The organism is Lachnoanaerobaculum orale (genome assembly GCF_003862485.1).
Taxonomy (GTDB): domain Bacteria; phylum Bacillota; class Clostridia; order Lachnospirales; family Lachnospiraceae; genus Lachnoanaerobaculum; species Lachnoanaerobaculum orale.
On record NZ_RRCM01000005.1, the window covers coordinates 24,904 to 47,817 of the forward strand.

Annotated in this window: 26 protein-coding genes, 1 tRNA gene, 1 rRNA gene and 2 pseudogenes; all 30 read right to left on the reverse strand. The window is 36.7% G+C overall.

The window, feature by feature from the left end; all coding sequences use genetic code 11:
* Positions 1–65 precede the first annotated feature (65 nt).
* Entirely contained in the window at positions 66–2,492 is a 2,427-nt protein-coding gene (locus EHW90_RS12980) for a VirB4-like conjugal transfer ATPase, CD1110 family (RefSeq protein WP_330507930.1), read from the reverse strand.
* Positions 2,493–2,535: 43 nt separating this feature from the next.
* Positions 2,536–2,925 carry a PrgI family protein gene (locus EHW90_RS12985; protein ID WP_124953092.1) on the reverse strand — a complete coding sequence of 130 codons (390 nt, stop codon included), beginning with the start codon at positions 2,923–2,925 and terminating at the stop codon, positions 2,536–2,538.
* Positions 2,913–3,206, reverse strand: a complete 294-nt coding sequence (locus EHW90_RS12990) for a hypothetical protein (RefSeq protein WP_124953093.1) — start codon at positions 3,204–3,206, stop codon at positions 2,913–2,915. The genes EHW90_RS12985 and EHW90_RS12990 overlap by 13 nt, the downstream gene beginning before the upstream one ends.
* A gap of 94 nt (positions 3,207–3,300) precedes the next feature.
* Complete coding sequence (locus tag EHW90_RS12995) at positions 3,301–4,164, reverse strand: VirB6/TrbL-like conjugal transfer protein, CD1112 family (protein ID WP_034215282.1); 864 nt, start codon at positions 4,162–4,164, stop codon at positions 3,301–3,303.
* A gap of 1 nt (position 4,165) precedes the next feature.
* Entirely contained in the window at positions 4,166–4,381 is a 216-nt protein-coding gene (locus EHW90_RS13000; protein ID WP_005541812.1) for a Maff2 family mobile element protein, read from the reverse strand.
* The gene (locus EHW90_RS13005) at positions 4,381–4,704 is read right to left on the reverse strand and encodes a single-stranded DNA-binding protein (RefSeq protein WP_124953094.1); all 324 of its coding nucleotides are present in this window, start codon (positions 4,702–4,704) and stop codon (positions 4,381–4,383) included. Before EHW90_RS13005 ends, EHW90_RS13000 begins: the two co-directional genes overlap by 1 nt.
* A 184-nt stretch (positions 4,705–4,888) precedes the next feature.
* Positions 4,889–5,050 carry a hypothetical protein gene (locus EHW90_RS13320; protein WP_009662834.1) on the reverse strand — a complete coding sequence of 54 codons (162 nt, stop codon included), beginning with the start codon at positions 5,048–5,050 and terminating at the stop codon, positions 4,889–4,891.
* 70 nt (positions 5,051–5,120) lie between these two features.
* Positions 5,121–6,650 (reverse strand): annotated as a pseudogene (locus EHW90_RS13010) (VirD4-like conjugal transfer protein, CD1115 family); the annotation flags it as partial.
* Between the two features lie 290 nt (positions 6,651–6,940).
* A complete protein-coding gene (locus tag EHW90_RS13015) occupies positions 6,941–7,171 on the reverse strand; it encodes a hypothetical protein (protein WP_207667064.1) in 231 nt (76 codons plus the stop codon).
* A 223-nt stretch (positions 7,172–7,394) separates the two neighbouring features.
* Entirely contained in the window at positions 7,395–7,901 is a 507-nt protein-coding gene (locus EHW90_RS13020) for a PcfB family protein (RefSeq protein ID WP_330507929.1), read from the reverse strand.
* 167 nt (positions 7,902–8,068) lie between these two features.
* Positions 8,069–8,200 (reverse strand): hypothetical protein, encoded by a 132-nt coding sequence (locus EHW90_RS13675; protein WP_279221911.1) that lies wholly within the window; start codon positions 8,198–8,200, stop codon positions 8,069–8,071.
* A 16-nt stretch (positions 8,201–8,216) separates the two neighbouring features.
* A complete protein-coding gene (locus EHW90_RS13025) occupies positions 8,217–9,260 on the reverse strand; it encodes a DUF6017 domain-containing protein (protein WP_124953096.1) in 1,044 nt (347 codons plus the stop codon).
* Positions 9,261–9,262: 2 nt separating this feature from the next.
* A complete protein-coding gene (locus tag EHW90_RS13030) occupies positions 9,263–10,177 on the reverse strand; it encodes a ParB/RepB/Spo0J family partition protein (RefSeq protein WP_124953097.1) in 915 nt (304 codons plus the stop codon).
* A complete protein-coding gene (locus EHW90_RS13035) occupies positions 10,167–10,952 on the reverse strand; it encodes a ParA family protein (RefSeq protein WP_124953098.1) in 786 nt (261 codons plus the stop codon). Before EHW90_RS13035 ends, EHW90_RS13030 begins: the two co-directional genes overlap by 11 nt.
* Before the next feature lie 18 nt (positions 10,953–10,970).
* Complete coding sequence (locus tag EHW90_RS13040; protein ID WP_040461463.1) at positions 10,971–11,168, reverse strand: hypothetical protein; 198 nt, start codon at positions 11,166–11,168, stop codon at positions 10,971–10,973.
* Positions 11,169–11,511: 343 nt separating this feature from the next.
* Positions 11,512–12,993: pseudogene (gene lysS, locus EHW90_RS13045) on the reverse strand (lysine--tRNA ligase); the annotation flags it as partial.
* 9 nt (positions 12,994–13,002) lie between these two features.
* Positions 13,003–13,485, reverse strand: coding sequence for a transcription elongation factor GreA (gene greA / locus EHW90_RS13050; RefSeq protein WP_009446981.1), 483 nt, complete (start codon positions 13,483–13,485; stop codon positions 13,003–13,005).
* A 456-nt stretch (positions 13,486–13,941) separates the two neighbouring features.
* Positions 13,942–14,370, reverse strand: coding sequence for a flavodoxin (locus EHW90_RS13055; protein WP_124953100.1), 429 nt, complete (start codon positions 14,368–14,370; stop codon positions 13,942–13,944).
* A 32-nt stretch (positions 14,371–14,402) separates the two neighbouring features.
* Positions 14,403–14,984 (reverse strand): DUF3793 family protein, encoded by a 582-nt coding sequence (locus tag EHW90_RS13060; RefSeq protein ID WP_040458322.1) that lies wholly within the window; start codon positions 14,982–14,984, stop codon positions 14,403–14,405.
* 104 nt (positions 14,985–15,088) lie between these two features.
* Positions 15,089–15,739, reverse strand: a complete 651-nt coding sequence (locus EHW90_RS13065) for an RluA family pseudouridine synthase (RefSeq protein ID WP_124953101.1) — start codon at positions 15,737–15,739, stop codon at positions 15,089–15,091.
* On the reverse strand, positions 15,717–16,046 hold the full coding sequence (locus tag EHW90_RS13070) for a GIY-YIG nuclease family protein (RefSeq protein WP_009446977.1): 330 nt from the start codon (positions 16,044–16,046) through the stop codon (positions 15,717–15,719). The genes EHW90_RS13065 and EHW90_RS13070 overlap by 23 nt, the downstream gene beginning before the upstream one ends.
* A complete protein-coding gene (gene cysE / locus EHW90_RS13075; RefSeq protein ID WP_060930569.1) occupies positions 16,046–16,750 on the reverse strand; it encodes a serine O-acetyltransferase in 705 nt (234 codons plus the stop codon). The genes EHW90_RS13070 and cysE overlap by 1 nt, the downstream gene beginning before the upstream one ends.
* 21 nt (positions 16,751–16,771) lie before the next feature.
* The gene (locus tag EHW90_RS13080) at positions 16,772–17,569 is read right to left on the reverse strand and encodes an HAD hydrolase family protein (RefSeq protein WP_124953102.1); all 798 of its coding nucleotides are present in this window, start codon (positions 17,567–17,569) and stop codon (positions 16,772–16,774) included.
* Positions 17,569–18,825 (reverse strand): trigger factor, encoded by a 1,257-nt coding sequence (tig, locus tag EHW90_RS13085; RefSeq protein ID WP_124953103.1) that lies wholly within the window; start codon positions 18,823–18,825, stop codon positions 17,569–17,571. The genes EHW90_RS13080 and tig overlap by 1 nt, the downstream gene beginning before the upstream one ends.
* Positions 18,826–18,842: 17 nt before the next feature.
* A complete protein-coding gene (locus EHW90_RS13090) occupies positions 18,843–20,237 on the reverse strand; it encodes an aminopeptidase (protein WP_124953104.1) in 1,395 nt (464 codons plus the stop codon).
* Between the two features lie 11 nt (positions 20,238–20,248).
* Positions 20,249–20,947 carry a S1 RNA-binding domain-containing protein gene (locus tag EHW90_RS13095; protein WP_124953105.1) on the reverse strand — a complete coding sequence of 233 codons (699 nt, stop codon included), beginning with the start codon at positions 20,945–20,947 and terminating at the stop codon, positions 20,249–20,251.
* A gap of 189 nt (positions 20,948–21,136) precedes the next feature.
* Positions 21,137–21,673, reverse strand: a complete 537-nt coding sequence (rbr, locus tag EHW90_RS13100; RefSeq protein ID WP_009446971.1) for a rubrerythrin — start codon at positions 21,671–21,673, stop codon at positions 21,137–21,139.
* A 68-nt stretch (positions 21,674–21,741) separates the two neighbouring features.
* The gene (locus tag EHW90_RS13105) at positions 21,742–22,158 is read right to left on the reverse strand and encodes a Fur family transcriptional regulator (RefSeq protein ID WP_009446970.1); all 417 of its coding nucleotides are present in this window, start codon (positions 22,156–22,158) and stop codon (positions 21,742–21,744) included.
* 195 nt (positions 22,159–22,353) lie between these two features.
* A tRNA-Gly gene (locus EHW90_RS13110) sits at positions 22,354–22,426 on the reverse strand.
* 356 nt (positions 22,427–22,782) lie between these two features.
* Positions 22,783–22,914, reverse strand: a 23S ribosomal RNA gene (locus EHW90_RS13115); the annotation flags it as partial.

The window sequence follows — 22,914 nt, forward strand, 5'->3', positions numbered from 1 at the left end:
CACTTTCTGTCTTTCTTCCAAATCCTATATATTCTGTATTTATCTTGGATTCTGCATACTGCTTCTCACTTTTTATCTTTTCCCGTTTCACTTAATTTTGTAGTAATCAATGAATACAGTTTTGTATTTTTAGGGAACCGGTCTATAAAAGGTACAATGGTATTTCCATAGAATATTAAGCCTTCTCCCTCATTGGAATTCGTTACATAGGAAAGCTGGTGCTTTGAAATATTAAGTTTCTTAGCCAGTGTATCTCTGTCCGTTCCCGCCTGATTAAGCATTAAAATAAAGTCGGTATTATCAAAGATATTTTCAATCTCCGGACTTGCAAGAAGATCTTTAATATTCTGTGTTAAACCTGTAGGCATACCTCCCCATTTTCTAAAACGCTTCCAAATCTCTATAGAATAGTTGGCTGTTTGCGGTTCTTTTAAAAGAAGGTGAAATTCATCAACAAAATATCTTGTTGCTTTTTTACTTGCCCTATTTATTGTTACTCTGTTCCAAACCTGATCTTGTATTATTAACATTCCTATTTTTTTAAGCTGTTTTCCAAGTTCTTTAATGTCATAGCAAACCACCCTGTTGTTTGTATCTACATTCGTTCTGTGATTAAATACATTAAGGCTTCCCTTTACATAGATCTCCATCTCTACCGCAAGTTTCTTTCCTATTTTCTCCTCCTGTTTTCTAAGAAGATTATATAAATCTTCCAGTATAGGCATATTTTCAGGTATCGGATTTTCAAAATAGGCTTTATAAAGAATTGGCAAGCACCTGTCAATAACTGAGATTTCTTCCGCACTTAACTTTTTCTCTCCAACCACAAGCTCAAAAAGGGACAGTATAAAATCAGATTTTAATGACAACGGATTATCTTCATCCGCATAGTCGGTGTTGATATCAAGGGGATTTATATAGTCTTTTGAAATCGGTGATATTTTAATAACCTGCCCTTTTAGGGCATTAACAAGAGGAGAATATTCAGCCTCAGGATCTGCAATAATAATATCATCATCAGTAATCAGGAAAGCATTGGTAATCTCTCTCTTTGCCGCAAAAGATTTTCCGCTACCCGGTGTTCCAAGTATCAGCCCGTTCGGATTTTTAAGTTTCTTTCTGTCAGCCATGATAATATTTCGACTTAACGCATTTAAACCGTAATACAAACTTTCACCCTTAATAAAGAGTTCCTCCGTTGTAAATGGAATAAATATAGCCACCGAACTTGTAGTAAGTCCTCTTTCTATTTCCACCTCATTTATTCCAAGCGGAAGACTTGCAACAAGCCCCTGTTCCTGCCTGTAGTTTAAGTTTTTAATGTTACAGTTGTGCCTGTTTGCAATAGATTTTAATGTAAACACGGTATTCTCAAGCTTAGTCCTACTTTTACCTGTACTCATAATAAGGATCGTTACTAAAAACATCTTTTCATCATGATTTTGAAGTTCAGAAAGTAAGTTCTTTGCCTCCGCACCATAAGTTACAAGATCACTTGGCAGTATGTCTATATCATATCCTGCTCTGATTGCTTTTTTATTTTCCTCAAGTTTCATCTTATCAAGATCTGTTATTTTTCTTTTTATATTTTTAATCGCTTCCATCCTGTCAACAGCTTTGATATGAAAGGTAACGATCATATTTTCTTCCACCTCTAAAAATTCTGAAAGCATTTCATCCTTTATATCCGATGCTAAAATCTGTAGAAAGTTTACTTCTGCAAATACTTCTCCCATCTTAAAATAGGTAGGCTTTGAAAAATTAAAGGAAGTCGGTACAATATATTCCTTTGTTGTAAGCCCGCTGTATTTCAAATCTTCAAAGTTAAAAATAAACCTGTCCTCAGGATTTAATATATCATGAATGACTTTTAAGCGTTCTTCTCCGTCAAGTACATAGCCCTTTACACCCATCTGCCTAAAGTTATTTAATATATCCGATTCTATTCTCTCTAATCTGCTTTTTGCCTGTTTTAAATCCTCAGCTTTTATGGTAAAGGTTAAATACATATTTTTTGACAGTCCGTTATTTCCCTTGCTACTTTGATTTAGGAGCATTTGTCTGTATTCATTTCTTATCTCATTAAAATCATCCTCGGTTTCTTTGATATTAATAAGCTCTTTCCTTTCTTCATTCTCACCTATGCTGTTAATATAGTTAAACTCCACTTCCACACTTGAATCAAAGAAATTAAGAAAAGAAGAAAAGTCGGCAAATATCCCCTCCTGATCCTCTTCTTCCATAAGCCTATAATTAATATCAAAAAAGCGAATGGTTTTATTGTATTTATCCTTTTCAACCTGACAGATCCCGTCCTTTAACATTCTTTTATAGGGAATTGTATCCTGTACCGTTTCCTTTTTCTTAGACTTTATCAGAAAGGGAAACCATCCCTTTTTTATGAATGATTCCCCGTCTTTTTTATTGCCTGTATTCTTTCTGCTTAACTTTCTTAACTCGGATAATTCCTTATTGTTTTTCCTAAGCTCCATTTCATCCCTTTGTATTCTTTGCTCTTGTTTTTTCTTCTTCTCCTTATTCAATTCTTCTCCTCCCATTACTCTTTAAGCCGGACTTATTTATAGTTATTTTATCTTTTATTTTATCTTTCTTATCAGTGTTATAAATGCTTTTTATCTTATATACCCTTATCTTTTCAGCCTTATGAAACCTTACTATATATGCCAAATGCTTTTCAAATGGCAGGTTATCTTTTTCATAAAGCGTTGCAAACAAAATCGGAAGTACTACTATACTCATCAGTATCATTGAAATATCCGTACTTAAAAAGTTTTTACATAACAGATAAACAGGAAAACCTAATAATCCTGCTATACTAAAGCCGATCAGCTGCCTTTTAGTAAGGTTAAGGGCTACCTTTGTTTTTACTTTGCTAAGATCCTTCGGTACTTTTACATATGCCATAAACTTTTCTCCCTTGATTTTTCGCTATTTGAAAGCGCTTCTATATGTTCCCAAAGTGAGATGATCTCCTCTTTTATCTTCTGCAATTCTTCTGCAAGTTCGAAATCAGCTTTACATAAGATATTTTCATCATCTTTTATTTTTACAAAGTCAAAATCTTTATCTAAAGGTACTGATATATCCTGCTTTTTCCTGCTTATGATCTTTCCAAGCAAAACCCCTATAAAAAGCATTACTCCTGCTCCTGATATTATTATCATTTTTTTATTTAATATTTTCATTGCTACCTCCCGGTACTTATATTTTTACTTAAACCTACTGTTTTAATTTCATCATTTCAATCTTTTACTTTTGCTCATTTTGAACAAAAGTCATCTAATGACTGTTAAGAATAGCCTTTGCTATACTTCCAGACTTCATCATCATTACTCCAAGTATCAGTCCGTATGCCAGCACCTTTAAAATACTTACATGAATATCCGTAAAGTTTACGGTTTTTACAAGTACCGCATAGATCCCGAAAAAGATTAAAATAAACAGTCCTTGAAGTCCAAGTGCAAACAAACTTTTTATATAATTTGTTCCTATACTGCTCCATTCCTTATTTCCCATTGTGGCAAAAGGAATAGCGGCTACGGAACAGTAAATATAAATTTCAATCATTCTTCCGTATAAGATTACTGTAATTAAAACAGAAAGTATTGTTAAAGAGATTTTAACAAGTCCTGTCTCAAGTGAAATTCCGATGAGTGTTCCAACACTTTTCTCTTTTAGGGCATCAACCATAGCATCAAAATCTCCTGGTGCAATATTCGCACTGCTTCCCACAACTCCGGCTGCCTTTCCTACCATGTCCTGTGCAACATCAAAGACCGCCATGGAAAACTCAAAGGCATGGGATACAAGCCATACAGCTACCCACATCTTGATGATGTATTTGAAAAACTCAAATGTATCCGTATCATGCATGGAGTTTTTTTGCATTACCACTTGAATTAATTCAATACAACAGATTGCTGTAAGGATTATTACTGCTATGGGTAAAACAACATTCTCATTGATTGATTTTATGAAGGCAAATACCTCCGAGTTCCATGAACTCGGAGTTTTGCCAACCTCTCCGGCAACTGTTCCCACTTTCTCATTAATATCTAAAAGCATTGCCGAGAGATTATCCTTAATTACATCAATCATGATATTCTTGAAAAACTCATCTATTTTTCCAAATAAATCCAACATCTTAATTAAGTACAGTGGCAAGTAGCGGAATCAGTTTTAGCCCTATTAAAACTATTCCTCCCCCTGCCATAAGCTGCTTTATTCCCTGTGATTTCGCTCCGGGGTTGTCATTTCCATAACCTTCAAGCAGGTTTATGACTCCCCATGCTCCAAGTCCTGCCCCTATTGCTGTTACCAAAATCTTTAATACATCTACCGCCTGTGTAAAAAATGCCATTATTCTTCCTCCTCATTTACTGTCTTATCTGCCTTGTTAAGATGTTTTACAATAAAGTTTCTATAACTTTTATCTTCCTTTTTAACCTCTTTAAAATAGCCGAAAACATGGATAAAATCGCCTTTTTCAAAGTCCTTTGTAAGCTCGGCTTTTTCACCGTAAACATTGCAATTTATATACTCCTTCTTTTTCTCTCCTACCTTTCCCATCTTTCTAAAGAGGGTAAAATTAGCAGCTTTAACTTCCCCGTCCTTACCATTGATAACTTTTATCTCCACCTCATTAATCAGATTTCCGTTGATGTTAAACATTTCTTTTTGCATATAATTTCTCCGTTTCCTATTTGATTTAATAAAAAAGACCATAGTCTTTTCAAGTTACCATAGACTTATTTATATTTTTTATGCTGACTTCTGCTCATTTTGAACTAAAGTCGGAGGGCTTCTTACCTTTGCTTTCACTTAACCATTTCTCCTTTTTTTCAACAAAAAAAGACTAAGATTTGATTTATCTTAATCCTTTACTTTGGCTGCTATATGCTTTATGAAATTCATTCTTAGCTTTTAGATGTTTGAGCTTTTGATTTAATATGCTTATTCTTATTTTTATCTGCCCTAACCTCTTCCCTGCTTTTTTAATTCTCATTTCTATCTTTTCCCATTCATCCATTTCTTAATATTCCTTCCAAAATCTATCCGTTAATAACTTTTGCTCATTTTGAACTAAAGTTATCACGAGCTTACCTATCAACCTCCACTACTTTTACCCGCATTTCTTCTTTTAAGTTGACCTTATCTCTTCTTTTTAAATATTTTTCTATATCAAAGGTATTTTTCTTGTTGTAGTCTGAAAGCAGCTTATAATTTTTATGCTTTGTAATATCGAATTTATCTGAATAAAAAGGTCTTGCTCCTCTTATCTCCAGTATGCACTTTCCACCATCCATCACTTTAAGTTCATCCCTGCTCATCAGTTCCTTTCCAAGCTTTTGATAGTTCAGTCCGAAAGATTTTTGATTTGACCTTGTTTCCGATGTGTTATACAGGTCTATGGTTTCTTTTCCTAAGTTTTCAGAAAGTTCTTTTATGGTTGTCCCTTCTTTTCCTCCCAAAAACAATTCGCTATCACAATTACCTGAAATCGTATCGGCATTATCTTTATATATAGCTTTAAGTTGTGATTTTGCTTGAAGGATTATGCTTGCAGATATTTCTCTTGAACGAATGGTTGCAATTAACTTTTCAAACTTTGGAATCTGACCGATGTTACTGAACTCATCCAATAAACACCTTACATGAACGGGAAGTCTGCCGTCATAGACATCATCCGCCTTATCACAAAGTAGATTAAATAGCTGAGTATACATCATTGCCACTACAAAGTTAAATGTGTCATCGGTATCGGATATGATAATAAATAAGGCTGTTTTTTTATCTCCAATGGTATCAAGCCCCATCTCATCATACTCCATAAGGTTTTTAAGCTCCTCAATATCAAATGGAGCAAGCCTCGCACCACAGCTTATAAGAATCGATTTGGCAGTTTTTCCGGCTGCAAGCTTGTATTTACGGTATTGCTTTACCGCAAAGTGATTCGGCTTTTCTTTTTCTAGTGCATCAAAGATATAGTCAACTGCATTTTTAAAGTTTTCATCTTCTTCTCTTACCTCACTGGCATCAATAAAAGCAAGCAGTGTTTCAAAGTTTTGCTCTTCCTCCGGTGCTTCATAGTAAAGATATCCAATCAGTGCGGTGTAATAAAGTCGTTCGGCTTTACACCAAAAATCTTCAGTAGATTTTTCTCCTTCTCCCTTTGTGTTTACCATAATCGTCTGTACCAGTTTTAGAATATCTTTTTCACTTCTCAGATAGGCAAATGGATTGTAGTGCATGGATTTTTTGAAGTTTATAGTATTTAGCACTTTAATATCGTATCCGTTTTGCTCAAGCATCTTTCCACACTCTATAAGAACGGTACCCTTAGGATCTGTTACAACATAGGATGAGTGCATTTGCATAAGATTTGGCTTTAAGAAAAATCTGGTCTTTCCACTTCCTGATCCTCCCACTACAAGTATATTTTTATTTCTTGCATATTTAGGGTTTTTAGGTCTACCATTCATGGTAAGTCTTTCTGTATCAGTTAAAAGAATGTTATTTTCAAACTTTTCATCTACATACGGTTCTATATCTTTTGAGTTTCCCCATCTTGCTGATCCATACTCTTTACCTTGCCTAAACTTTTTGGCATTTTTTCCTTTGGTATAGACAATTACTTTGATTAGGGCTGCTACTATTATTCCCACCATTATATCTATTAAGTGAATACTTGGAATAAAACTTATTTTGCCAATTTCTAAAATCGCCTTGAAAATCTTATCTAAAATATCTCCGCCTATATAACTTCTAACATGTGCTGATAGGATGTTTCCCGGATAAAATAAAAAGAGATAAGGTAAGTTTTGAATTACAAACTTTTTCTTATCTCTTATATGAAATATATTTTTTATATCTTTTAGTATCCCTTTTACAATCTTCGTATTGATTCCTCCTTCCTGACTTACTCATCTTTATACCTAATTACAGGAACTTGCTTTGTTTTTTCACCTATCTTTTTCTTTTCTAATTCAAAAATCATATTCCCTGTTCTTTCAAAATATCCCATATCTTTATGATAGCTCATACCGCATTTACAATGTAACAGTCCTACAAACTGTTGCTTCATCTTACGATTACATCTTGGACATAAATTTTTCTTCACTGTAGGCAGCTTTCCTTTCTTTATCATCATTTCAATATTATATCACTTTTTACTTAATTCCACCGAATATTCCATCCTTTTGTTTTCATTATTGCAAATAATCCTAGTTTTCATGTATCTTCTACCAATTCTATGATTTTATTTCTTACAATACTCGACTTTTTACTATGTTAGCCCAATGGGAAGAAGATAAACTGAAAAACTTTGTTGGACTTTCTTTTATATATTCCTCTTTTAACTAAAAGACATATTTCTATAAGCTTTGCTCCTTAAGTTTTTCTTTAACCTTATCTTTTTTCGGTACGTTTTTCACCTTTTCTTTAAATTGATTTAGTTTACCCATTACCGATTCTCTTTTCTTATTCTTTCCGGCAAATTTTTCTACTGCTTCCTTAAACGCCTGTTCCATGACCTTTTCATCCTTTGCCTGAAAGAAGATAATGTTATTTCCTGTAGTAAGATCTTTTTTTATGCTGAATTTTACTCCGTTTTTATTCAGCTCTCTTTTTAAGCCCTTAAAGTCAAGGTCATTTAGTTCTAATGTTTCAACTTTCCCTTTCTTCACTAAATCTTTTACGGTTGTCGGTTTCTTTTCTTCTATAAATTCCTTTAGACTTTTCCCTTTTTTGGCTGCCATATTCAGCACCCTTTTCATAAGGTCTATTACCATTTTAGCTGTCCTTATATTTCCTCTTTCTACCACGGCAATAACCTGTCTGCTTACTTCTTCATTGATCAATATTTCACCTCTCTTATCCATTTATAAAAAACATGCTTACATTCCTATTTCTTTCTTCCTCTTTCACCTTGACAATTCTTTTTAACCAATTTCATATCTTTTCATTTGCCAGTATTAATATAAAAAAGGAGCAGTTTCATTTCTACGCCAAGTTCTGAATCTGCTTCCTATCACTATCATATTAATATTTATTTTCTAAAATATTGTTTTAACAAATATTCCTTATCTGCTTCCATATTATATTCTATATCAATATCCAAAATATAAAGCACTAACGTAATTGCATCTGCCAATGATTCATTTGAAATAATTTCTTTCATGCTTTTGCCCCTCAGCTTACATATCAAAACTGACCTTCTCTTCATTCCTTTTCTTTTCAATCATCTTAAACCATTTATCACTGTGCATATCATGATAAACAAGCTGAGTATAAAAGTTGTTCATTGTTGTAGGTGCATTAAAGAGTGTGGCAATCATATATTTCTTTATGTTATGGATTTCTCCAAGATTCTCTGAAAGCTTCCACATTGCATATTCAAGATGGCTTGCGTTCAAAGACATAAAACGTTTTTTTATAATGAACTGTGAATACTCTGTTCCTCCAATAACCAATTTATCACGCTTTCCTACTACCATTTCAACGATTATCTGGAACATTTCCTCATAGCGATTATTATATTCTGCATGATATCTGGATGCATATTCATCATAATCAATATTGACCTTAATTTGTTCTATGAGCTTTTCAACCTCACCTTCATCACTATCATATTGCGACTTATCCACTCTAATTTGTTCCCTTATGTTATTGCCGATACCTTGGATCAGATTATGATTAGTCTTATTAAACTCATTTGTCTTTAAATTAGTATTATTAGATACGGATTTTTCCACTTCTAAAGTTTGGTTTTTCATGTCTCTTGAAATTGATTTTTTCTCTTTCAAGAGTTTGGATTTTTCCTTCTCAGAAAAAAAAATTTCACAAACACCTGCTTTTTTTAATGGGGATATTTCCAATTTCTTAGTTACAAAGTTCTTCACATAAATAATGTCCGGTTTTCCCTGTCCTCTTCTTTTTTTCTCAATAAGTCCAAAATCAATGAGGTTTTTCAGTGTAGATCTTGCTTTATCAGGGCTGCAATTACACAGAAGCTTCTGAACTGATTCCAATGACCTTATAACATATGTTCTTCCGTATTCATCAACCCATCCATTCTTCTTTGAGAGAGCAACCTGTTCATGTAAAAAACCATACAAAATACATTCTGCCAAACCTAATTCTTCGTAATCAGAGTCTTCAAAAAACACCTTGGGTATCTTCAAAAATCGAAACTGTTCACTTTCCGCACCCGAGTAATAATCGTATTCAAACTTAGCCATAATCAAATACCTCCATGCTTCTTACGATAGTCTTCAAGAAGTCTTACAATGAGACTCTCTATTTCAGCATCACTCACTTCAGCAGGAAAATATTGCATAATGACCTCATGCTTAATTACCACATTTCTTTCCTTAATACTTGCTACTGAAAGCAGAGCATGAAGTGCTTCCTTAGTACATGACTTTTCTTGCGACAGTTTTTTTATTTGATGAGCTTGGGCTAAAGATGGAACCACATTATCTACTTTTATAACTTCTAAAAGTAAACATTGCTCGTTTGGGCTTATGTATGAAATTTCTACAGCGGGATTGAATTTTAATTTTTTATTGTCTACCATCTCCAATAGCTCGGGAAGCAACTCTGTAAGACGGATATATCTACGTACTTGGTTCTTGCTATCACCTACTGTTTCTCCAACCTTATTTGCTGTCTCCGACTTCCACCCAACTTGGGTGGAAGCTGCTAAGTCTTCTTTCTTACCCTGATGAGACAATGCATCAAGCTTCATCTTGTATGCATACGCCTTTTCACTTGGAAGAATCTCTTCTCTTTGGAGATTAGCATCCACCATAGCAATTACAGCTTCATCGTCTGTCAAATCTCTGATAATAACCGGAACCGTCTCAAGCCCAACTATTTCAGCAGCATGTTTACGCCTATGACCCGATATCACTTCATACCCACCCTTTAGTCTGTTACGAACCATAATCGGTACAAGGATACCATTTTCACGAATACTATCAACTGTCTGTAGCATCTTGTCATCATCCAGTACCTTAAATGGATGATTCTGAAATGGAAATAGATCTCTTATAGAGACTTCCAGTACCTGTCCTGTCTGTTCCTGGTTGATTCCAAATAATGAGTCAAGATTTTTAAGCTGAACCCGTTCAGGAAGAGTTTTCTTAACAGCCATGTTCCATTACCTCCCTTGTTAATTCTTCAAATGACTTTGCAACCTTGCCTTTGCCATCATACTTATAGATACTTACTCCAAAAGCAGTACATTCCTTTGCCCTCACCGACTCAGGAATCATAACATCAAAGATTTTTATCTGACCCCCATATGCTTCCCGAAGTTTGCCTATTATATCCTTCTCATGATTGGTACGAGTATTAACCTTATTTATGACAATTCCTTCGACTTCCAGCTTACGATTAAGTTTTCTCTTCGTTGAACCTATTGATGCAAGAAGCTGTTGTAACCCAGTCATCGAAAGATACGAAGCCTCTACAGGAATGATTACTGAATCAGATGCAGTCAACACATTGATTGTCACCAAGTTAAGGCTAGGTGAACAATCAATTAAAATATAATCATATTTATCCCTTACATTTGATACAAAGGCGTCAAGCAGATACTCTCTACTTAACGCATTCATAATCATATAGTCCATTCCTGCAAGTTTGATATTACATGGCATAATATCCACTCCCTCTTCATTATGCATAATATATTCTGACAGTTCAATCTGTCTCTCCGTTATCTCACGCTCTATGAATGATGCAAGAGTGTTCTCTAATTCATCTGCATTATCAATTCCAAGGCTAGATGTAAGATTACCCTGTGGATCTGCGTCTATAACCATTACCTTCTTTCCATTCATTGCAAGGCCTACACTTAGGTTGCTTGATACAGCGGTCTTGCCCACTCCGCCTTTCTGATTCGCTATTGCGATTACTTTTGACATAACCGTATCCCTCCATTACTATTCTACAGTCTTTGACTCTCTGGCAACTATCTTAGTTTTTTTATCAACATCTGTGAAAACTCGAAAAATCCTATTAGTTCCTTTATTTTTCAATGGCCGTGACTTGCTTATAATCTGATAAATTTTATCTTTCTTCATATGTTCAAGGTAATCCTTAAGTTCATACGTAGCCCCCGAAATTCTTATTTTCAACATATTTTCATTCCTCCTATAATTGGACATAATTTCTGTTTCATTTTGGGAACGGTTATTCTTTGCATCGCATCCACCGCACCTATCGCTGTACAAATTCCCATGTTTTTTCCTCCTAAAGTTTTTTACTAAATTTATTCTAACCATAACAAAAAAGACACTCTCAAAAGATTTCTCTTTTAGAAAGTGTCCTTAATTTTGCAAATATTAATTGACTCACCAAGATTTAAATGCATTATCATGTATTATCCTGCATTTACTATTGGAACTTTTATGGTACTTTTGTGGTACACAAGCTCTCCTTACCACTCAAAACCCTTGGTTTTTCCGGGGTTTATCACCTACTTGACTTTAATGTAGGGAAGAGCAATACATCTCTGATAGCAGGTGAGTTTGTAAGCAACATAACAAGTCTGTCGATACCGTATCCGATACCTCCTGTAGGCGGCATACCTATCTCGAGAGCATTTAAGAAGTCTTCATCTGTATGATTTGCTTCCTCATCTCCTGCTGCAAATGCTTCTTCCTGTGCCTGGAATCTCTCTCTTTGGTCGATAGGATCGTTAAGCTCAGAGTACGCATTTGCCATCTCTCTACCGTAGATAAAGAGCTCAAATCTTTCTACATATCTTGGATCGCTTGGCTTTTTCTTTGTAAGTGGTGACACCTCTATAGGATGATCCATTACAAATGTAGGCTGTATAAGTTTCTCCTCTACAAACTCCTCAAAGAAGAGATTGATGATATCGCCTCTTGAGTGACGCTCTTCAAACTCAATACCTTTTTCCTTTGCAAGTGCCTTTGCTTCCTCTGTTGTCTCTATTTGGTCAAAGTCAATTCCTGAGTATCTCTTTATAGCCTCAACCATTGTAATTCTCTCAAAAGGCTTTCCAAGGTCAATCATTGCCTCGGCATAAGGTATTGTAGTAGTACCGCAAACTTGCTCTGCAAGGTATCTGAACATATTTTCTGTAAGGTCCATCATACCGTGATAATCTGTATATGCCTGGTAAAGCTCCATAAGTGTAAACTCAGGGTTATGTCTTGTATCAACTCCCTCGTTTCTGAATACTCTTCCTATCTCATATACTCTCTCAAGTCCGCCGACAATTAGTCTCTTAAGATAAAGCTCAAGTGAAATACGAAGCTTTACATCTTCATTTAACGCATTGAAATGTGTGTTAAAAGGTCTTGCTGCCGCACCGCCTGCATTGCTTACAAGCATAGGGGTCTCAACTTCCATGAATCCCTGACCGTCAAGGAATTTTCTGATCTCTGTTATTATTTTTGATCTCTTTATGAATGTGTCTTTAACATCCTCATTCATTATAAGATCCACATATCTCTGACGATATCTTGTATCTGTATCTGTAAGTCCGTGGAATTTCTCAGGAAGCGGCTTCAAACTCTTTGAAAGCAGTACCACATCTGTAGCATGAAGACTTATCTCACCTGTCTGTGTTTTAAATACCGTACCTGTAACACCTACAATATCACCGATATCAAGCTTTTTGAAAGCCTTATACTCGTCCTCTCCTACAGAATCTCTTGCTACATATGCCTGTATCCTTCCTGTTAAGTCCTGTACATGGCAAAAAGATGCTTTACCCATGACACGCTTTGACATAAGTCTTCCGGCAATCTTGACACTTTTTCCGTCCAACTCATCAAAGTCATCCTTTATATCTGCACTGTGCTTGTCCACATCGTACTTTGTGATAAAGAACGGATCGTTATTTGCCGCCTGTAACTCGGAAAGTTTGTCTATTCTTGCTTTTAAAATGTGATTCAAATCCTCACTTGCCATTGGTTCATTGCTCTTTGCCATATTTCCTCCTTAAGATACCCTTTGTATTTCTAATACTATATATTCTGAAACACCTGCCTGTGTTTCTACTACCGCTGTTTCACCGACCTTTTTACCAAGTAGCGCCTTACCAAGCGGTGACTCGTTGCTTATCTTTCCTGCAAGTGAGTCCGCCTCTGTAGAACCTACTATTTTGAAATCAAGTTCCTCGTCAAAGTCCTTATCAAGTACCTTAACCATACAGCCGATACCTATTGTATCCAAATCAACTTCGTCTTCTACAACTACTTCAGCGTTTTTAAGTAGTGCCTCAAGCTGTTCTATTCTTGCCTCTATATCTCTTTGTTCATCCTTGGCAGCATCATATTCTGCATTCTCTGAGAGATCGCCCTGTTCTCTGGCCTCTTTTATCTTTCCGGCTATTTCTTTTCTCTTATTTACCTTCAGATCCTGTAGCTCTTCCTCTAAGTTTCTAAGTCCCTCATAAGTTAATATATGCTTTTTCTCTGCCATATTTCCTCCATTTTGACTTCTATTTCACTCCTGCTTAAGTAAAACTGTCCTTATATTTTTATTTTGAAGTCAAAACTTTAACTTCAATCTGTCAACTCGTTTAAGATTAGAAAAAAACCACTATACCGGCGTATGTGGCGAATTTAATACATAATCTAACTAGTTCCGATGCATTATACAATGGACTTTGTAAACTGTCAAGTGGTAAAATCTCATATTTTAAGCCGATTTTTAAGTGTTTTGCACCATATATATTATGTATAAATATTTATTCCAAATAAAAAGACAGGCTTGCTCAAGGCCTGTCTTTTAAGTAAGAGGAAATTTCAATATGTGTAACACTGTATATTATCAAATAAGGTTGCTCAAGTCTTACTTGATATATATGATAGCCGCCCATATTAAATAACAGCTATCATATCTTAAATTAGGAAAACCTAATATTAAGACCTAAAATTAAAATGCAGCTAACTGCTTTCCTGCCGCCTCGAGTGCAGCTTTTGCGTCTTCATCCGGCTCAAGGTTTGCTATAATGCCTTCTCCACCTATGATATTGGCACCTGCATTCTGCATACGCTCAACCCATAGTCTCATCCACTCTCCGTCGCCCCAATCATATGAACCGAACAGAAGAATATTCTTGCCTGATACCTTGCCTTCAATCTCTGTTACAAAGCTATCTACCGATTCGTCTAACTCCTCGGCACCCATTGCAGGGCATCCGATAGCAAATGCAGGCTGCGCCAGTAACTCGTCAACATTTACACTGTCAACAAATACAAGCTCAGGTGTTCCGCCTGCAACCTTTACTCCTTCAGCTATCGCATTTGCCATAGCCTCTGTGTTTCCTGTTGAACTCCAATAAACAATAATTGCTTTATCCATTTTTTCTCCTTATTTCTAGGCTGAAATTATTATCAACAAGCTATACTCTCCAACTCTCTGCCGGATAAAAACTCATCAATAGCAATCTCTCTCGCCTCATCATAGCTTAGAAACTTTTTTCTGGTCTCCTCCAAGTTGCCGTATATTTTCCAATAACCGCTATGTAAATATCTCTCTCCCTTGTTCTCAAGAAAGCCCTTTATATCACATATCGGATATCCCAGGAATACGCCGACCTCATGTGGAAACTCTTTCATCTTATTATAAAAGCCGTTCATCCTTTGATGCAGTCTAATAAGATTTGATATAAAATCATCTCTCCTATAACCAAACTCTCTCAGGTAGTCACTAACCTCTTTACTCCTCAGATGTTCTTCCAACTCTTTTGCTCTGTATACCATCACCAAATGTCGTTTCTTACAGGTACAAAGGATAATCAAGCTGATATTCGTATTATGCAGTTTCATACTTATTCTGGCCAACTCTTTGTCATTTAAAAAGAGCATACCGGAAATCCTTTTCCCCTTCAGCACTGCGGCATTTTGAATGATAAGTCTGAGTTCTACACTGTTCTCACCATCAGTTGCCAGCTTATTTACTATCTCAACCGGCATACCTACCTCCGTTTTATTTTTCAAGGAAATTTATTCCTCTTGGTTAGTACTCCCTAACTTTATCATTTTAATTGCACTTTGTCAATAGTTTTTTTCTGATTTTCTTAAAAATCCGCATCTATTTTAAAATTCATGTTTTTACCTGTCTTAGGATGATTGAAACTTAGCTCTACAGCCGCCAAAGTAAGCACTTTATCGTATTCCGACTTTTCTTTTGCCAATCTCTTATTGTATTTATAATCACCGAAAAGCGGAAAACCGTGAGCGGCACACTGAAGCCTTATCTGGTGATGCCTTCCTGTAAGCAGATTTATTCTCAGCCTTGTAATATCCTTACCTTCACTGTGCTTTGTCTCCACAACCTTATATTCAAGTATTGCTTCCTTAGCATCCTTGGTGTTTTTATCCGCTATCCTACTGATGTTGTTGTTTTCTTTCTTTATAAAGTCTGTAAGCCTGCCTGTATCTTCACTTGGCAATCCTTCCACCAAAGCTTCGTATGTCTTTCCTATATTCTTCTTTTTAAGATCACTGCAAAGTATATCTGTAGCCTTTTTATTCTTTCCATAGACCATTATACCGTATACAGGCTTGTCAAGTCTGTGTATTACTCCTATATAACCGTCCCTTCCCAAATGTTTCTTTAAAAGGCTTACCATATCCTCTTCAAAGCTTGAACTTGACTGACTCAAAACGCCTCTGGGCTTTACTACCACCACAATATCCTTATCCTCATACAATATCTTCAATGCCATTTATCAATCTTTCCTTTTGCAATTTTGTCAATTGTTTTATCTCGTATTCCCTTTTCATCGCAATTATCTTATCCTCATATACCTCAAAGTAAACAAGTTTGACCGGAAGCCTTGTTTTGGTATATTTTGCCCCTTTTCCTGTATTATGCACTTTCACTCTTTTTGATAAATCGGAGCTCCATCCGCAGTACAGGCTGTTGTCATTGCAACGAAGTAGGTATACAAATGCTTTTTCTTCTAAAAAAGCAGACAAGTCGGAAATCGAATGCCCGACTCCCAATTGTCTGCTGTATATGTCCAATTCCATTAAATTACCCAATCAGTAAATTCCGTAGTATCTCTGTTAGTTTCCAAGCTGCTCGTATCAATGCCGTTTTTCTTAAGCAATTCTTCCATCTGACTCAGTCTTTCATTGAGGATATCAATAGTCTCTGCCAACTTTGATATATCGGCATTTACCTGCGCAAGCTTATGCTTTTTCTCAACCGCCTGACCGTTCAGCTTAACCGGTCTTGCAGGTATTCCGACAGCCGTCGAATCGCTCTCCAAAGGCTTTAAAAGTACGGAATTTGCTCCTATAGATGCATTGTCACCTACTTCAAATGAGCCCAGAATCTTTGCACCTGCGCCTACCATAACATTTTTACCGAGAGTAGGATGTCTCTTACCTTTGGCGGTACCTACACCTCCCAAGGTTACACCCTGATAGAGTGTACAATTGTCACCGACAACCGCCGTCTCTCCTATTACGGTACCGCAACCATGGTCTATAAGCACTCCTGTACCTATCTCGGCTCCCGGATGAATTTCTATCAGTGTAAAAAATCTTGAAACCTGTGATATCCATCTTGCTATAAAGAACATATGCTTTTTATAAAACCAATGTGCAATCCTATGCATAATCAGGGCATGGATACCTTGATATAAAAATAATACTTCAAATGCATTTCTGGCCGCCGGATCTCTTTCCTTTACAGCCTTTACATCCTTCCAAACATCCTTAAAAAACATAACCTCTCCAAAATTATGAAACTATATAAGACCCAGTTCCTTCATTGCCGAATATATTCCATCCTCCGATACTTTTTTTGCAAAAAATGTCGCATATTCCTCCAATGCGGTATCATGCTCACCAAGTACAATTCTGTTCTTTGCACCACAGGTAAACATAGGCAAATCATTCATACTGTCACCGAACACATAGGCATCTTCCAATGCTATATTATAATAATCAAGAACTTTTAAAACGCCTTCACCCTTTGAGCAAGGATACGGTACACATTCATAAAATCCTGCACCGCGATCTATAATATCAAAATCGCCGCACTCGGCAAAGAACGATTTTAAATCACTTTTTGAAAATCTGGGATCGTCAAATATGCAAAACTTGTCAAAGTCATAATCATCCTTGTCAAATTCACCTACAGACGGCTCTATAACTGTACTTATTGCATCCAGACCTCTCTCAGTTATCTCCGGATATATAAAAGGTTTGGCAGGAAAATAAATTCCCTGCCTTGCCTCTAACATACCTTCAACATTGAATTTCTTCAATAGTTTCTTTATTTCAATGCCTCTTTTATGATCTACCCTCTTCTCAAAGATGGTCTTATCTCCTACGACTATCTGTGTACCGCATCCGCATATATAGCCGTCCATTTGGAAACGACTCTTTATATTGCCGATGATACACTCTACACGGCCGGTATTGATAAATGTCAAATGTCCCGCTTGCCTTGCCTCTTTTATAGCTTTAAGTGCTGACTTAGGCACTTGTTTGGTCTCATTGTCAATCAAAGTTCCATCTATATCAAAGAAAAGTGCTTTCATTAATGTGCAGCCTCACTGCTCTGTGCAGATTCACTCTCTGCTGCGGTAGTCTCTTCAGATTGACTCTCTGCAGCACTGCTCTCTGCAGCTTCGCCTGCGCTCTCTGCACTTGTCTGTCCTTCTTCACTACCCACAGTCTCACCGTTTAAGTTTACGGTAGATGCACTTCTCTTTGCCTTTTCTACAAGGAAGTTTACAACCTTGTATGACTTTACAGCCTGCTCTACCTTGTCTTTACCATACTGCTTTATAAGCTCATCCTTTGTTGTGGTAAGTCCGCTTGCTTCTATAATCTTTTGATAATCTTCATCCTTTAAAGACATCTTCTCTTTCTTATAGATTGCATCTATTGTAACTCTTTCCTTTGCAACGCTCTCAGCCTGCTCTCTGACCTTAGCCTTAAGACCTTCTTCATCTGTACCGTATGCCTGTGCGTACTGCTCAATTGTCATACCGTACTGCTTGATCATATTGTTGATAGGCTCCATAGCTGAATCGTACTCATAATCTACAGCCTTATCATTAAGCTTATAAGTAGAATTCTTCATTACAGCTGTCAAGGCATTGTACTGATCCTGTTGCTCTGCACTCTTCTTTCTCTGGTCCTCAATCTGCTTTTTAACCTCAGCCTTATATGCATCAACTGTTGTCTGAGCACCGCTTGTATGCTTGCTTACCCACTCGTCTGTAAGTGTAGCCGGCTTTGAAACTGAGATAGAATTGATCTTTACATCAAATACTACTGCGGCACCTGCCAAATCCTTGTTGTTATAATCTGAAGGGAATGTAAGATTAAGCTGTACATCTTCACCGATATTGTGGCCTATAAGTCCGCTCTCAAAACCTTCAATAAAGTTGTTGCTGCCGATAACCAAATCATAACCCTTTGCACTACCGCCGTCAAAAGCAACTCCGTCCTTTGTTCCTGTGTAGTCAATATTTACAGTATCGCCTTCCTGAACGGCTCTGTCTGTAATCTGCTCTTTGTCAGGGTCCTGCTGTAACTCTGTATTTATCTGTGCATCTACATCCTGATCACTTACAGATGTATCTATATTAGGTATTTCTACTCCGATATAATCTCCAAGCTCTACACTTCCGTAATCACTTGGTGCCTTTTCATCTGTCTTTGCCTCTGTGGCTGTCTTTGCGTCGGTACTGTCGGTACTGTCTGTGCTGCTTTTTTTGCTGACACCGCAGGCACTCATTGTAGCCAAGACTACCATACTCATCAAAGCTAACTTCTTTAATCTCATAAAATAAAACCTTTCAATTATAAATAAAATGCCTTAAAAGCAAGATATGTATTGTATAAATCCAGTTTGGATATTACTTCATAAGGTGAATGCATAGATATAACAGGTACACCAAGGTCCACTACATCTATATTCATCATTGCTACAAACTTTGCGATAGTTCCGCCGCCGCCGACATCTACCGCTCCAAGTTCACCTATCTGCCAATGCACTTTATTCTCATCCATAATAGAGATGACCTTATTCATAAACTCAGCACTTGCATCTGATGAACTGCTCTTTCCTCTGGCTCCTGTATACTTTGTAAGTACACATCCCTTATTCAGATATGCGGAGTTGTTAGGCTCATACACATCAGGGAATGTAGGATCGAATGCGGCATTTACATCTGATGAAAGACAAGCGGACTTTTCACATACTTCCTTTACATCCGCTCCGAAGCACTGTGAAAGATACTCTATATAATCGTATACATAGTGTGAATCCAAACCTGTATTGCCTTCAGAACCTATCTCTTCTTTATCTGCAAGAATTGTAAGTGTAGTATGCTTAGGTGCCTTTGCCTCAATCTCGGCAATTATAGCGAGATATGCACAAACTCTGTCGTCATGACCGTATCCGGCTACAAGTGAGCGGTCAAATCCTACATCTCTTGCCTTTAATGCAGGCACAAACTCTATCTCCGCTCTTGCAAAGTCTCTCTCTGTGATACCGAACATTTTATTTAAGATCTCAAGAGTCTTTAGCTTTACACTTTCCTTAACATCATCGCTGTCGTCAAAAGGCAATGTACCAAGGAAAATATTGAGCTCTTCTCCCTTGATTCCTTCATCAAGTGTTCTCTTATCCTGTTTCTTTGACAGATGAGGAAGCAGATCACTTATATAAAATACAGGATCCTCTTCATCTTCACCTATGTTTATCTCTACAAAACTTCCGTCTTTTTTGAAAATAACTCCATGCATTGAAAGAGGTATGGTTGCCCACTGATACTTCTTTACTCCGCCATAGTAATGTGTCTTAAAGTAAGATATCTCACTCTTTTCATAGAGCGGATTCGGTCTGAGGTCAAGTCTTGGAGAGTCTATATGCGCCCCATTGATTCTTATGCCTTCAGTAATAGGCTCGGTACCTATTGTAGAAGCGAGTATCGCCTTTTTTCTGTTTACTTTATAAATCTTATCTCCCGGCTTATAGCTCTTTTTCGGATCAAAAACTGTATATCCGTTTGCCTCAAGTAAACTTGTAACCTCTTTTACAACTTCTCTTTCAGTCTTTGACTTATTCAAGAAATTCTTATAACCCTTTGCAAACTCTGCAGCCTTTTCTATATGCTCAGGAGTTGCCTTGGCTATATGCGGATATTCATATGAAAGTTCTTTTTTCAGAGCTTTTGCTTTACTTTCTGCCATTTAAAACCTCCTTAGTCTAACTTAATGTCCTTTAAAAGTCCTGCCAATGATGTAGATGCAACACCTTTTTCTACATACTTAAATCCTCTTGAAGGATCCTTTTGCTCTACATTCTCCTCAAGTACCTTCTTTGAAAGTGAAATCTTTCCGTCTTTGATTCCTGTAACTTTTACCTTTATGCTCTCACCCTCTTTGAGTACGGCTGCAGGATTCTTTACTCTCTGATTTGAAATCTGTGATACATGAAGCAATCCTGAGATACCGTCACCAAGATCGATGAATGCGCCGTAGTCCTTGATTGAATCTACTTTACCTTCAAGTACATCGCCAACCTTAACGCTGTCAAGCTTAGCCTGTCTTTCCTTCTTTGCCTCTTCCTTTTCAAGAACTCTGTGGCTTAGAACGAGCTTTTTCTTAGCCGGCTCCGCTGTAATAACTACAACCTCAAGACTCTTACCGAGGTAATCGTCAAGGTTCTCAACATACTGACTTGACAGCTGACTTGCAGGGATAAATCCTCTTACTTCCTCCAAGAAAGCGATACATCCGCCCTTAACCACTTCTGTGATCTTAACCTTTGAAACTGTCTTATCAGCTAACATCTGCTCAAAAACTTCCCACTTATTTGCCTGTGGATCCTCTTTTGTATCCATATTTTTATATGACTCTTCAAGCTCCTTTTCAAAGTCCTTCATTGTCTCTTCTGCCATATTGACCTCCAAATATTTTTTTCGTTTTAACCGCGGCAAGTTTTCATGCCGCCTTTGTATCATAAAACAATAGATAGTATTATAACACACCTTTACTGCATTTGACTATAGTTCTGTTAAATATTAAAGGCCCCCCAATTGCTTGAGGAGCCTAACTTATATAAGATTTTATACTATTTACAGTTTATTTTAGTAGTTTACAGTCATTCTCTCAAAATATGCCTGTGGATGAGCACAACATGGACATACTGTAGGAGCCTCTGCACCCTCATGGATATATCCACAGTTACGGCACTTCCAACCAAGAGGAGCATCTCCCTTGAATGTACCGTCGTTCTTTAAATGCTCAAGAAGCTGAAGATATCTCTTCTCATGACTTGCCTCTACTTTAGCTACAAGCTCAAACTTCTTTGCAAGAGCCTCGAAGCCTTCTTCTCTTGCTTCTCTTGCCATACGAGCATACATATCTGTCCACTCGAAGTTCTCTCCTGCAGCTGCATCTACAAGGTTCTCCTCAGGTGTTCCGATACCGTGGAACTCCTTAAACCACATCTTTGCATGCTCCTTCTCCTGATCTGCTGTCTCAAGGTAAAGAGCTGCCATCTGCTCATATCCGGCCTTCTTAGCTACTGAAGCATAATATGTGTATTTATTTCTAGCCTGTGACTCACCTGCAAATGCATCCATTAAGTTCTTCTCTGTTTTTGTTCCTGCGTACTTTGACATAAAAATTTCCTCCTTATAAATATCAAATTATTACTATATTTGTATGAAATATTATCTTAATTCAAAAGCTATACTGCTTTTTTTGAATCAATATAGAGCATCTTTTGATAACATTCCTTACAATATCCGTATAAGATGAGCGAATGACTCTCCACAATTCCGATATCTTCATGCTTGAACATATTGTCTAAACCGACTATTGTAGCTGCCGGTAAATCCATAAGCTTTGAGCAAGCCTTGCAAGCAAAGTGATAATGATCTGTGGTATTGTAATCATATCTCTCAATTCCGTTTATATCAGATAACTTTCTTATCTTACCGATCTCAGTGAGCAAACCGAGATTTCTATAAACGGTACCTAAGCTAATCTTAGGATCATCTTTGCGTAGTGACTGAAAGAGCATATCAGCTGTAGGATGATCGACTCTAGACTTCAAGTTGTCTAAAATAGCCTCCCTTTGTCTACTGTATTTTAGATCCTTCATGTATATCCCTTTCTAAAAATAAGAATCATTACTGTTTTAGTATATCATCAATTTTTAGAATGTCAAGACAAAATAAAAAACTTATTTGTACTTATTTATAGACAACCGGTTATTTTAAAACCGTTTTCAAGTCTGTTTTTAAGTTCTTTGCAAAACAAAAAGCCTTGTAAAAACAAGACTTCTAAAATAAAAAAGAGCGCGAGACGGGACTCGAACCCGCGACCCCGACCTTGGCAAGGTCGTACTCCACCAACTGAGCCACTCGCGCATACAACTATTATATCAATATAATAAATACTTGTAAAGGAAATACTATGAACTTACTACGTAAGTTCAAGTACGCTATTTTTCTAAGTTCGTACTTCACTACGCTCGTACTCACTAAGAAAGGCTAATGTAGCACTATGACTTTACTATGTAAAGTCAAGTGTACTTTTCTTCTAAAACTCAAACTGCACTTCGTTTGTTTTCGTTAAGAAGAAAATGCACCTTCAAAACTGCCTACCAAACTACTTTTCTCACTTAGCGAAAACTTTGTTTGAGCTTTAGTGAGAAAGTACACCTCAAATTCGCTTGCGGATTTGATGGTGTTTCCGATTATATACATAAATTTTTTCCTATCTTTTGGTTAAACCCTCGACCTATTAGTAACCATCAACTCAATACATTACTGTACTTACATCTTGGCCCTATCTACCTCGTAGTCTTCAAGGGGTCTTACTGTTTTCACATGAGATATCCCATCTTGAGGGGGGC

Coding starts and splice junctions, on each gene's coding strand:
- tig (WP_124953103.1), bottom strand. CDS start 18,825: ATGAGATTAAAGAAGTTAGCTTTGATGAGTATGGTAGTCTTGGCTACA.
- EHW90_RS13320 (WP_009662834.1), bottom strand. CDS start 5,050: ATGGATGAATGGGAAAAGATAGAAATGAGAATTAAAAAAGCAGGGAAG.
- EHW90_RS13030 (WP_124953097.1), bottom strand. CDS start 10,177: ATGGCTGTTAAGAAAACTCTTCCTGAACGGGTTCAGCTTAAAAATCTT.
- EHW90_RS13020 (WP_330507929.1), bottom strand. CDS start 7,901: ATGGATAAGAGAGGTGAAATATTGATCAATGAAGAAGTAAGCAGACAG.
- EHW90_RS13025 (WP_124953096.1), bottom strand. CDS start 9,260: ATGGCTAAGTTTGAATACGATTATTACTCGGGTGCGGAAAGTGAACAG.
- EHW90_RS13040 (WP_040461463.1), bottom strand. CDS start 11,168: ATGTTGAAAATAAGAATTTCGGGGGCTACGTATGAACTTAAGGATTAC.
- EHW90_RS13065 (WP_124953101.1), bottom strand. CDS start 15,739: ATGGCATTGAAGATATTGTATGAGGATAAGGATATTGTGGTGGTAGTA.
- EHW90_RS13675 (WP_279221911.1), bottom strand. CDS start 8,200: ATGAAAGAAATTATTTCAAATGAATCATTGGCAGATGCAATTACGTTA.
- EHW90_RS13105 (WP_009446970.1), bottom strand. CDS start 22,158: ATGAAGGATCTAAAATACAGTAGACAAAGGGAGGCTATTTTAGACAAC.
- EHW90_RS13035 (WP_124953098.1), bottom strand. CDS start 10,952: ATGTCAAAAGTAATCGCAATAGCGAATCAGAAAGGCGGAGTGGGCAAG.
- EHW90_RS12985 (WP_124953092.1), bottom strand. CDS start 2,925: ATGGCATATGTAAAAGTACCGAAGGATCTTAGCAAAGTAAAAACAAAG.
- EHW90_RS13055 (WP_124953100.1), bottom strand. CDS start 14,370: ATGGATAAAGCAATTATTGTTTATTGGAGTTCAACAGGAAACACAGAG.
- EHW90_RS12990 (WP_124953093.1), bottom strand. CDS start 3,206: ATGAAAATATTAAATAAAAAAATGATAATAATATCAGGAGCAGGAGTA.
- EHW90_RS13095 (WP_124953105.1), bottom strand. CDS start 20,947: ATGGCAGAAGAGACAATGAAGGACTTTGAAAAGGAGCTTGAAGAGTCA.
- EHW90_RS13000 (WP_005541812.1), bottom strand. CDS start 4,381: ATGGCATTTTTTACACAGGCGGTAGATGTATTAAAGATTTTGGTAACA.
- EHW90_RS12995 (WP_034215282.1), bottom strand. CDS start 4,164: ATGTTGGATTTATTTGGAAAAATAGATGAGTTTTTCAAGAATATCATG.
- greA (WP_009446981.1), bottom strand. CDS start 13,485: ATGGCAGAGAAAAAGCATATATTAACTTATGAGGGACTTAGAAACTTA.
- EHW90_RS13090 (WP_124953104.1), bottom strand. CDS start 20,237: ATGGCAGAAAGTAAAGCAAAAGCTCTGAAAAAAGAACTTTCATATGAA.
- rbr (WP_009446971.1), bottom strand. CDS start 21,673: ATGTCAAAGTACGCAGGAACAAAAACAGAGAAGAACTTAATGGATGCA.
- EHW90_RS12980 (WP_330507930.1), bottom strand. CDS start 2,492: ATGGAGCTTAGGAAAAACAATAAGGAATTATCCGAGTTAAGAAAGTTA.
- cysE (WP_060930569.1), bottom strand. CDS start 16,750: ATGTTTTTTAAGGATGTTTGGAAGGATGTAAAGGCTGTAAAGGAAAGA.
- EHW90_RS13080 (WP_124953102.1), bottom strand. CDS start 17,569: ATGAAAGCACTTTTCTTTGATATAGATGGAACTTTGATTGACAATGAG.
- EHW90_RS13070 (WP_009446977.1), bottom strand. CDS start 16,046: ATGGAATTGGACATATACAGCAGACAATTGGGAGTCGGGCATTCGATT.
- EHW90_RS13005 (WP_124953094.1), bottom strand. CDS start 4,704: ATGCAAAAAGAAATGTTTAACATCAACGGAAATCTGATTAATGAGGTG.
- EHW90_RS13015 (WP_207667064.1), bottom strand. CDS start 7,171: ATGATGATAAAGAAAGGAAAGCTGCCTACAGTGAAGAAAAATTTATGT.
- EHW90_RS13060 (WP_040458322.1), bottom strand. CDS start 14,984: ATGCCGGTTGAGATAGTAAATAAGCTGGCAACTGATGGTGAGAACAGT.